The organism is Domibacillus sp. A3M-37, assembly GCF_024213455.1.
Taxonomy (GTDB): Bacteria; Bacillota; Bacilli; order Bacillales; family Domibacillaceae; genus Domibacillus; species Domibacillus tundrae.
Window position 1 is genome coordinate 66,653 of the sequence record NZ_JANAVL010000014.1, and the last position, 10,555, is coordinate 77,207.

A 10,555-nucleotide genomic window follows, 5' to 3' on the forward strand; every position below is an offset into this window, starting at 1 on the left:
GCATTAGAAGATAATCCGTCGTCAGGAGAATTGTGAAAAGACCAAGCATAACAAGAGCTAAAATGAGGCTGAATATAGCAAGGAGCTTCTTCTCATATTTTTTAAACAAAGCTATCAAACTCAAGACAATGACTATGGGGATACCTATATAAAGGACAAATATCAGATCGAAGGGTACTGGAACAAGAGCGTATATTGCCGCCAAAGCAGCTAATAATATGACTAAAATGAAGGCTGTATAACTGAGCCAAGAGTATATTTTAGTTCGTATTATCATTTTTCTTCCTCTCCTTTTTTATTTTGTGGAACACATCAATCGCCTTATTATCTTTCTAATCGGCATTTTATGCTGCTGAAAGATTTTTGATACAATAGCGAAATTTTAATTTTATCCGCATTTTATCGTAAGAGTACCATTAAACGAATCATAAAAATGTCTGGATCATCTCAAAAAAGATTGTTTTTGAGGTGTTTTTTATGAACAGCTCTTTTGGCCAAAATTCTATGGTTTTTTATGCCTTAAAAGATTGCTCAAAATCTTATATATCAAAAATCACCTATTGTGTACAAAAACTCGTCCTTTTCTGAACACGGCCGTCCGGTTCTCAAAAGGACGCTTTTTCATTAGTTTTCCTGTTACAGAACTCTGTTCATTATTCTATGTTCAATAAGCTATACCTCTGGATACATTTTTTTATAACACATTTTAGCGGAATGATTTTACCAATAGAAAAGCCCTCTTTTTCATATTGAGCGAGATAATGTAAAATAATAAAAGCGCCAATATGCTTTATAGCATATTGGCACTTTTAATTCTCTTTAGCATTTAAATATCTGTATAAAGTAGAAGAACCAATACCCGTAGCGCGCTTTATGTCCTTGAATGTATAGTCTTTGCTTTTGTACATTTTGATTGCCAAGTCAATCTGACCCTGGTCAACACGGGGGCGCCCGCCGAGCCGCCCTCTGGCCCTTGCAGCTTCAAGTCCTGCTTTTGTGCGCTCTACAATCAAATCCCGCTCCATTTCCGCAAGGCCAGCCATGATCGTAAAGAAAAGACGGCCAGCCGGGGTGGAGGTATCGACCCCTAATGTGAGGATCTTTAAGTTAATGCTCCGATTTTCTAGTTCCTCGATCAGCTCCAGTAGTTTCTTTGTAGTCCGGCCAAGCCGGTCCAGTTTCCAGACCACAAGCGTGTCTCCCTTGCGGAGGTAGTTCCAGCATTCATTGAATACTTTCCGGTCTCTCACACTGGATGCCTTCTCTGTAAAGATGCGCTCACAGTTTTCTTTTTCCAGTGCATCGATCTGCAGGTCCAGATTTTGATCTTTGGTCGACACACGCGCGTATCCAATATTAGCCATTAATTCTCACTCGATCCTTTTTCTTTTAAATTTACACTAAAACTCATAAAAATAAAATGTTTTGGCTAATAGATTTTAAACATGAGTTTTGGTTAAAAAGTGACACAAAAAAAGACCGAACACCGGTCTGATTTTGCTTCAGCGAAAATTCAGCCAAAAACACTCGTTTGTGGTTAGCTTTTTATAAAAATAAAATGGATATTTATGTTAAGGTAGATAAGAGATTGTGAAAAGGCATACTTAAAGTAACGAGGCAGGTTAATTTAAGTGAAAGTATTCACAGTCTTAATTCTATATTGACATAGAATAAGAAGAATGTACCTAAAGTTCAAACTAGGTATATTCTTCCTTTACCTAACAATAGCCTATTCTGCCGTTAAGTTGCCATTTACCCGGTTTGGAGGCATTGATGTGTTGGTCAAGAATGCCAGTAACTTCTATGGTGGCTTCTTCGAGAAATTTATTATATTAATAATTCATAATACGTTTACGGGCTTTTCCTATACATCTGATAAAGAATTTGAAAATTTCATCTGAATTTCTTTTAAAAACATATCAGCAGCAGCGGAAAAAACCTGATGCTTTTTCCAAACAATATTTAAGCCAGATTCAAGCCTTGGTTCTAGTGGTCTAAAACAAAGGCTACTATCACTAGACGTATTCACTATTTTATCAAGGACTACTGCATAACCAATCCCCTCATCAACCATAATGGCAGCATTATAGGCAAGATTGTATGTAGTCACGATGTTTATTTTATCAAAATCTTCACCAAACCAGTCCGCAAATTCATTTTTAGAAAATGTTTGTTTCATTGCCTGTCGTGAACAGATTAGCGGAACATTTAATAAATCCACTGCTTGAATGGTATCTTTGGAAGCAAGAGGACTGTCTTTCCTCATAATAACCCCCCAAATATCTTTGGCAGAGATATTGATACAATTGTATTTTGATAAATCAGCTGGTTGTATTAAAATACCAAAGTCAAGCAATCCCTTGTCAAGCCGATCAGTCACATCATCTTCGTTTCCGCTATAGAGGTGGTACCGGATATTTGGATAACTTAAGTGTAAATCTTTTACTACCCGTGCAATCTGTCTCATAGCGTCTGTTTCCCCACCACCTATATAAACATCACCACCTATTGTTTCCCCCATGGAACTAAATTCTGCCTCTAATTTATCGACCATACCAACGATCTCTTCTGCTCTCTTTCGCAGGAGCATTCCTTCATCTGTGAGAATAATACTGTGACTACTGCGAATAAATAGTTTTTTCCCTAACTCTTGTTCAAGGTCTTTTAATTGTCTGGATAAGGTTGGCTGTGTAACATGCAAAAAATTAGCAGCACCCGTAATGCTTCCTTCTCTTGCAACAGTAAGAAAATAGCGCAAAACTCTAAATTCCATCTAACAACCCTCCTTTATAATGTTTTAGTATATACGTTTTGGATATACTCGTAAAGCATATCATGATATGAGAAATAGGTATTTTGCATATGTAAAAGATACAGCTAAAATAAATAACAGAGCGTAAAAAAGCAGTAAGAAAGGATGTTATCTAGTATGTCTACTATTCAAGATAAAGTTGTTATTATTATGGGCGCATCTAGTGGGATTGGTGAAGCAACAACCAGGAAGCTTGCACAAGAAGGAGCAAAATTAGTCATTGCGGCTCGTCGGGAAGACCGCTTGAAATCTCTTGTTGAATCATTGCCAAATGCAGAAATTCCATATGTAGTTGCAGACGTAACGAATAAAGGGGAAGTTCAATCAGTGGTAGATTTGGCAGTCGAAAAGTATGGCCGTGTAGATGTGCTCTTTAATAACGCTGGAATCATGCCACTTGCACCACTTTCAGAAGCACGATTTGATGAATGGCGACAAATGTTAGACATCAATATCATGGGTGTTTTGAATGGAATTGCTGCGGTTTTACCGATTATGAAAAAACAACAATCTGGTCATATTATTGCGACCGACTCCGTAGCGGGACATGTTGTTTATCCAGGATCTGCTGTATACTGCGGGACCAAGTTTGCAGTTAGAGCGATTATGGAGGGATTGCGCCAAGAAGAAAGAGAAGATAATATTCGTTCAACTATAATTTCACCAGGTGCTGTGAGTACAGAACTTTATACAACAATTAATGATCTGGAAAATCAAGAATGGGTAAAGAATCTTAGGAATACAGAAGGTTTATGTTTGAAATCAAGCGATATCGCAGATGCAGTAGCTTATGCGATTAGCACACCTGAAACAGTTGCGGTAAGCGAAATTTTGATTCGACCAACCAAACAAGTTGTCTAATGGTAAAAGCCATTAATGAAATATTATTCGCTCTTTAAGATCGCTGCCATAAAATCTTCTATTGAAAAATTTTTACCCATAGCTTGTTGGGGCAATTTTTTACCGCAACACGCTTATCTCTTCAGAGACGGTAGATACTGAGCTTCATACAACCATTAATGATCCTGAAAGACGTAAATGGATGGAGAATCTGCAGAACACTATCGGTTTAAAATTAAGTGATGTAGCCGATGCAGTAGCTTATGCAACTAGCACACCTGATTCGGTTTGAAAGCAGCATCCGTCCGACACAACAAGTGGATTAATAGGTCTTCTAAAAAATAAAATTAGAAGCAATCTAGGAGGAAATAAATATGACTAACAAAAAGAAAGTTTGGTTTATCACAGGTGGTGGGCGAGGGATGGGCGTTGAGTTCGTAAAAGTTGCTCTTACGGCAGGTTATCAGGTCGTCGCCACTGGTCGTAATGCTGATAAGGTAGCCACAGTTCTTGGCGATGATGAAAATCTGTCAATTGTGAAGTTGGATGTCACTGACCCAACAGATGCTGAGGCTGCAGTCAAATTGGCTTTAGACCGATTTGGGGGTATTGATGTGTTGGTCAACAACGCAGGCAACTTCTATGGCGGATTCTTTGAGGAACTGACCCCACAGCAGATTGAACAACAAATCAATACCAATCTCTATGGTCCGATGAATGTCACCCGTGCCGTATTGCCTGTGATGCGTAAGGCTCGTTCCGGACATATTATTTCAATCTCTTCTCTTGCAGGATTAGTTGGATTTGAATACAATGCGGCTTACTGTGCTTCAAAGTTCGGTCTTGAGGGTTGGATGGAGTCGTTACATCATGATGTCGCTCCATTCGGCATCAAAACAACCATTGTAGAACCAGGCTTCTTCCGCACCAAATTTTTAGAGCCAGAATCAACATTCCTTGCTGAGCCATCTATCAATGACTATGCCGAGCGTAATGCACAATACCAGGCTTTCTGGGAAGAAAAAAATGGAAAACAGGAAGGCGATCCAGTCAAGCTTGCAAAGGCTCTAATTAACATCGCAAGTCAGGAGGAACCACCGTTACGCTGGATCGCTGGTGCAGATGCCATCGCTGGTGCAGAGCAGAAAGTTGTAGAGCTCCAAAACCAGATTAATGCCTATCGGGACCTTTCGATATCCCTTTCTTACGAGGATGCATAAGCTTTCAGACGAAGTTAACTTTAAATTCTTAGGGAAGAAACTTTAATAAAAATGTCCCCATTTCTTTTTGGGGACATTTTATTGAAGATAGGAGTTGTTTTTTTGACTAAACGTAATAATTTGTTGATTATTATATTAACCATTGGTGTTTTCAGCATCTTAAATACCGAAATGGGGGTTATTGGCATATTGCCTTCTATTGCTGATCACTTTCATATCAGTATATCAAAAGCAGGATGGCTGGTGAGCTTTTTTGCCCTTGTTGTTGCAGTATCCGGTCCAACGATGCCGTTGTTATTTTCCGGTATAAATCGGAAGAAGGTCATGTTACTTGTACTAGGTGTTTTCGTGTTAGGTAACACCATCTCCATATTTACATCCAACTTTACTATTCTATTAATTGCTCGTATAATTCCAGCCTTTTTTCATCCGATTTATTGTTCTTTGGCATTTTCAGTAGCTGCTGCCTCGGTAAGTAAAGAAGAAGCCCCAAAAGCTGTTTCCAAAGTATTCATTGGAGTATCTGCCGGTATGGTAATCGGTGTACCAGTCTCAAGCTTTATTGCTAATGCAGCTTCTTTACAAATGGCGATGGTATTCTTTGCTGTGGTAAATGCTATAGCATTCATTGCTACGTTACTATTTGTACCATCTATGCCGGTTGAGGAAAGCCTTTCTTACAGAGCTCAATTATCGGTATTAAAAAAATCAATTACTTGGCTTTCCATTGTGACTGTCATTTTATTAAATTCTGCCGTATTTGGAGTTTATAGTTATCTTGCTGATTATCTGAAAACAGTTACGAATATGTCTTCGAATTCTATTAGTTTAATGTTATTCATCTACGGCGGAGCCAATATTATTGGAAATATTGTGGCAGGGAAATTACTAACTAAAAATGCGAACAAATCTGTCATATCTTATCCTTTTGTATTGGGGGGAGTTTATATCATATTATTTTTCACAGGACAGTTTACCGTATCTATGGCGATCATTACTTTAATTTGGGGAATAATGGCTGGTATAGGGGGTAATATCACTCAGTATTGGATTATGTCTGCAGCTCCCGAAAATCCTGATTTCGCTAATGGATTATTTCTAACATCCGCTAACTTAGGAACAACATTTGGTGCAGCTGTAGGCGGGTTATTTATATCAGAAATGGGTACACAATACGTTGTGTTAGTGGGAATTCTATCATTGGTACTAGGTTTGCTAACTATTTTGCTAAGAAATTATATGTACAGTTCTAGAAAACAACTCTCCACATAAGGTGCATCCATATTAGGATTTTTAAATGCTTTCAATCAAAGGCGAGAAATGGAGGATTTAAATGTCACAGGATAAACAAGTTGCACTTGTCACCGGCGGGAATCGAGGAATTGGATATGAGCTGGTCAAGCAATTGGCGTTGAAAGGTTTTAAGGTCATTTTGGCAAGTCGGGATCCAGAGATGGGTCATGAATCTGCGCAAAAGTTTAAGGAATCAAATCTGGACGTTTCGTTTGTGGTGATGGATGTAGATAATCAGGAAAGCATCCGTCAAGCTGCAATTACAGTAAAAGAGCGGTATGGAAGATTAGACGTATTGATTAATAATGCTGGCGTGTATTTGGATGAGAATAAAAAGTTATTGAATATGGATCCGTCCATTCTAGAAAAAACGATGGCAACTAATTTCTTTGGCGCTTACCATGTCATCCGTTCCTTTATTCCCCTCATGGAAAAGCAAGGTTACGGGAGAATTATTAATATTTCTTCAGAATATGGGGCGATGAGTGAAATGTCATATCCAGGAGTAGGTGCTTATAAGTTGTCTAAACTTTCTCTAAATGGATTGACGCGATTGGTAGCTGCAGATATCAATGGTGATATCAAAATAAATGCGGTCGACCCAGGATGGGTAAGCTCAGATATGGGGGGACCATCGGCTCCAAGAACACCAAAGCAAGCAGCTGAGTCTATCCTTTGGTTAGCGACGATTGGACCTGAAGGACCTTCCGGAGGGTTCTTTAGAGATGGAAAACCAATTCACTGGTAAACACTGGTAGACGGTTGAGAAATTCCTTTCTGAAAGAACTCGAAATGTATTATATTCCTTGAGTACAAAGGTATTTCTGTTAACCTAAAAAATTCACTCAAGTCTATAATGGAGCTTATAGCAATAAGGATAAAGCCTGGAGCTTATGTCGAAAATAGGAAAAACTAATCGGGAATTACCGATTAGTTTTTTTGTGTAAAAAGTGTAAAATAATGAGAGTTGAGTTTGTGGAATTATGTACTTAAACTCCCATGTAAGAACGAGTTTCCTTACATAATCTGTGGTGCAGTGGTTGTGTTGCATGGAGGGCTAACGGGGGCAAGAGTTTAAGAACCAGCTGCTGTTTCAGCCGGTCTTTTTTCTTCCTCAACTAAAAGGGCAGTTTAGTTTAATAACAATAAATAAAAATTTCCTAATACAACATAAATGCAATTATCTTGTATTGGAAACGCCCTAGATCTTTAGAAACCTGGGGCGTTTTTTAGTTATTCGTAATTTAATTTAATGTCCAGATCCATGACTTGATCCTGTATATAAGAGGAAGTAGTTACTTTAATAATGTACACCTTCAATTATTGAGCCAGATTATTAAGGAATATTTTAAAATAAATCTTCTTCTTCAATTTTCATGTCTTTATAATAATACTGCATATCATGCTCATTAATTTCCCGCATTACCCTGCAAGGGCTTCCTATTGCTACTACATTGGATGGAATATCTTTTGTAACTACACTACCAGCACCGATTACTGTGTTTTCCCCAATACGAACCCCTGGTAAGATAATTGCACCTGCACCAATCCAAACATTATCCTCAATTACCACTGGCAGGTTATACTGTGCTGATTTTCTCCGCAATTCTGGATGAATCGGATGAGTTCCTGCATCAATCGTTACATTAGGACCAATTAATACATTATTTCCTATATAAATATCGGTGTCATCTACCAATGTCAGGTTGAAATTAGCGTAGACATCATTTCCTACATGCGTGTGTCGTCCCCAGTTTGCATGAAGTGGTGGTTCGATATAAATGTTGGTACCTACCTCCGCAAACAATTTATGCAAAATTTCTTTTCTCTTGTCTACTTCAGAAGGTCTAGTACGGTTAAAGTCATATAATACCTCTAGACATTGCATCTGTTCTTTCGCCAAAGCTTCATCATCGCAGCGATATAATTTTCCACTTTTCATTTTTTCCCTAATTGACATATATACTCACTCCTATTTTCAATAGTTTATTCAATTCTCATTGTTTGTCTAACTTTATTTCAATATTTTACTTTTAAGATGTTGCAATAAACTTACCTCCTGAAAAGTGAAGCAGAGACCATCTATTTCCTGAAAGAGGATAAAAAATTGCTTTTAAAAGTAGATTATTACCTCTTATTCAACTTTGTATTTTTGTAGTTATAACAATAGTAAAACGATTACACACTAACTTCAATGGTAAGTTAGTGTGTCTGTAGGGTAGAATATTGTCTTTTACTCGTGAGAGAAAAAAATGTGAGGATCATGGAATATGCGGTTTTCGTTTTCAGGAAACACTTCCTAACGATGTAGCAACCGTTATAGGTTTTAACGTTCGCTTCAATACACAGCAAGGTACTGGCAGCTTTTCTTAATGAAGTAACCGGCAGCATTCCTGTAATAAAGAACTGTAAAATAGGACATGTTTGTAGAGAATTGTACTTAAAGTAACGGGAGCGTTAGTTGAAAAAGTTAACCATAAAATTCGCTTCCAAATGCAACATAAATGTTATTATGTTGTATTAGCAATGCCTCAGAGTTTGAGAAGCTGGGGCATTTTTTTGGCTACTTATACTTACAATGCAATAGTTTTGCATTAAATTTATTTCAAAAAAAAACTGTTTAACCCATAAGGCTAAACAGTTTTTTTACTTTCTATACCGATTTTACACTTCTAAATTTATTGAAGGTCCGAAGAATTCATAGTGGATATGGCGGTCTTGTACACCAAGCTGCTTCAATCCCTTCAGAATTGCCTTCAAAAATGGAACCGGACCGCACACGTAGTAATCTGCATCTTGGGCGATGGCATTTTCTTTTAAGAAGTCTGCATCAATAAAGCCCTGTTTTTTAAAGTGGTTGTCCTGTTTATCCTGATCCAAAGGATTTTCATAGACAAATGAAAGGCTGTAATTCGTTAAACGCTCTTTTAAGGCTGTTAATTCCTGATTAAAGGCTTGCAGGCTTCCACTTCTTGATGCGTGTATAAAGTTAACCTGGCGGCTTGGTTCATTTTCTGCAATGCTGCCTACCATGCTTATAAATGGCGTGATGCCGACACCACCGCTGATGAATACTGTGGGAGTAGCAACATCTCTTTTTAAGGTGAATTCCCCTGCTGGGGCGGTGATTTCAACAAAATCTCCCTTAGTGATATGGTCGTGAAGATAGTTAGAAACCTTGCCAGCTGGCTTAGCTGATTCCGCTTCTCGTTTCACCGAAATACGGAAGTATTCCTTGTTTGGTACAGCAGACAAGCTATACTGTCGGTTCAATAAGTAAGTTTCTCCTGGGATCTGAAGGCGGACAGTAATATATTGCCCCGGTTCAAACGCAGGCACTGACGATTGGTCAGCAAGAGCCAAATAAAAGGAGGTGATCACATCGCTTTCCTTTACTTTATCGATTACTTTGAACTTCTTGAAATCGCTCCAGCCGCCAGCCTGTGAAGATGCTTCTTCATATAGTTCTTTTTCAATATCAATGAATACTTGAGCGATGACTCCATAAGCATCCGCCCATGCACCAATGATCTCTTTTGTTGCTGCATCGCCGAGAACCTCTTTTATTGCTCTAAGAAGATGCTCCCCGACAATCGGATAATGTTCTGGTTTTATACCAAGACTTCGGTGTTTTTGAGCAATTTGTTTTACGACAGGGATAATTGTTTCTAATTTATCAATATACATAGCGGCTGCCAAGACTGCATTGGCAAGAGCAGTTTGCTGGCGTCCCTGATTCTGGTTTGTATGATTAAAAATATTCAGCAATTCAGGATAATCGTTAAATAAGTTTTTATAGAATACAGTGGTGATTTGAGTACCATGCAATTCTAATACAGGTACGGTGGATTTAATGATATCGATTGTTTTTTGAGATAACATTGTTAAATACCTTCTTTTTTGTTTAAGTAGTATGTAAAATACATCTTTATAATAAAATTAATCTGGATCAAAAGCAATATTATAAATACATCTTTAAATGCACTTAATAAAAGTTTTTGAAATCTGTCACATTTTACATGGCGGATAAAAAAGGATTAACAAGGAGAAGAATATGCGTTTAACCAGTTATTCAGATTACTCATTAAGAGTGCTGATATACCTTACGGCCGAGGATCAAGATGAGCTAGTAAATATTAAGGATATTGCAGAAGCTTATGGTATTTCGAAAAATCATCTAATGAAAATTATCCATAATTCGGGTAAAATGTTTGGCTATTGGTTTTATCGGTATTTAAAAAAGATTAACCTGATCGAATAGAAAGTTCAAATGGATGCAACATAAATGTTTGATATGCTCCCCCTTAAGTGGCCAGTGTAGAAAAGCAACGCTACTGTTTACTCAAGGGGGATTTTAAATGGCGAAAAAACAAACATACTCTGTAGGGCT

General features: G+C 37.8%; 8 protein-coding genes and 1 pseudogene. 5 read left to right on the plus strand and 4 right to left on the minus strand.

Annotation, left to right across the window (positions count from 1 at the left end; all coding sequences use genetic code 11):
- Positions 1-809 precede the first annotated feature (809 nt).
- On the minus strand, positions 810-1,364 hold the full coding sequence (locus tag NLX67_RS17350) for a recombinase family protein (RefSeq protein WP_254312742.1): 555 nt from the start codon (positions 1,362-1,364) through the stop codon (positions 810-812).
- 500 nt (positions 1,365-1,864) lie between these two features.
- Complete coding sequence (locus NLX67_RS17355; protein ID WP_254312743.1) at positions 1,865-2,773, minus strand: LysR family transcriptional regulator; 909 nt, start codon at positions 2,771-2,773, stop codon at positions 1,865-1,867.
- Positions 2,774-2,929: 156 nt separating this feature from the next.
- Here NLX67_RS17355 and NLX67_RS17360 point away from each other — a divergent pair, with 156 nt between their 5' ends.
- The 4 genes from NLX67_RS17360 to NLX67_RS17375 all read left to right on the plus strand — a co-directional run bounded on the left by NLX67_RS17360 (position 2,930) and on the right by NLX67_RS17375 (position 6,913).
- The gene (locus tag NLX67_RS17360) at positions 2,930-3,673 is read left to right on the plus strand and encodes an SDR family oxidoreductase (protein ID WP_254312744.1); all 744 of its coding nucleotides are present in this window, start codon (positions 2,930-2,932) and stop codon (positions 3,671-3,673) included.
- A 353-nt stretch (positions 3,674-4,026) separates the two neighbouring features.
- Entirely contained in the window at positions 4,027-4,872 is an 846-nt protein-coding gene (locus tag NLX67_RS17365) for an SDR family NAD(P)-dependent oxidoreductase (protein ID WP_254312745.1), read from the plus strand.
- A 102-nt stretch (positions 4,873-4,974) separates the two neighbouring features.
- The gene (locus NLX67_RS17370) at positions 4,975-6,144 is read left to right on the plus strand and encodes an MFS transporter (RefSeq protein ID WP_254312746.1); all 1,170 of its coding nucleotides are present in this window, start codon (positions 4,975-4,977) and stop codon (positions 6,142-6,144) included.
- 61 nt (positions 6,145-6,205) lie between these two features.
- The gene (locus tag NLX67_RS17375; RefSeq protein WP_254312747.1) at positions 6,206-6,913 is read left to right on the plus strand and encodes an SDR family oxidoreductase; all 708 of its coding nucleotides are present in this window, start codon (positions 6,206-6,208) and stop codon (positions 6,911-6,913) included.
- 600 nt (positions 6,914-7,513) lie between these two features.
- Here NLX67_RS17375 and NLX67_RS17380 read toward each other — a convergent pair.
- Positions 7,514-8,125, minus strand: a complete 612-nt coding sequence (locus NLX67_RS17380) for a sugar O-acetyltransferase (RefSeq protein ID WP_254312748.1) — start codon at positions 8,123-8,125, stop codon at positions 7,514-7,516.
- Positions 8,126-8,829: 704 nt separating this feature from the next.
- Positions 8,830-10,047 (minus strand): NO-inducible flavohemoprotein, encoded by a 1,218-nt coding sequence (gene hmpA / locus NLX67_RS17385; RefSeq protein WP_254312749.1) that lies wholly within the window; start codon positions 10,045-10,047, stop codon positions 8,830-8,832.
- A 172-nt stretch (positions 10,048-10,219) separates the two neighbouring features.
- On the opposite strand from hmpA, the pseudogene NLX67_RS17390 reads away from it, so the two are divergent.
- Positions 10,220-10,375: pseudogene (locus NLX67_RS17390) on the plus strand (RrF2 family transcriptional regulator); the annotation flags it as partial.
- Positions 10,376-10,555: the final 180 nt, after the last annotated feature.

What these genes read in the sequence shown, in the direction of transcription:
- NLX67_RS17350 (WP_254312742.1), bottom strand. Translation starts at nt 1,364, where the DNA reads ATGGCTAATATTGGATACGCGCGTGTGTCGACCAAAGATCAAAATCTG.
- NLX67_RS17355 (WP_254312743.1), bottom strand. Translation starts at nt 2,773, where the DNA reads ATGGAATTTAGAGTTTTGCGCTATTTTCTTACTGTTGCAAGAGAAGGA.
- NLX67_RS17360 (WP_254312744.1), top strand. Translation starts at nt 2,930, where the DNA reads ATGTCTACTATTCAAGATAAAGTTGTTATTATTATGGGCGCATCTAGT.
- NLX67_RS17365 (WP_254312745.1), top strand. Translation starts at nt 4,027, where the DNA reads ATGACTAACAAAAAGAAAGTTTGGTTTATCACAGGTGGTGGGCGAGGG.
- NLX67_RS17375 (WP_254312747.1), top strand. Translation starts at nt 6,206, where the DNA reads ATGTCACAGGATAAACAAGTTGCACTTGTCACCGGCGGGAATCGAGGA.
- NLX67_RS17380 (WP_254312748.1), bottom strand. Translation starts at nt 8,125, where the DNA reads ATGTCAATTAGGGAAAAAATGAAAAGTGGAAAATTATATCGCTGCGAT.
- hmpA (WP_254312749.1), bottom strand. Translation starts at nt 10,047, where the DNA reads ATGTTATCTCAAAAAACAATCGATATCATTAAATCCACCGTACCTGTA.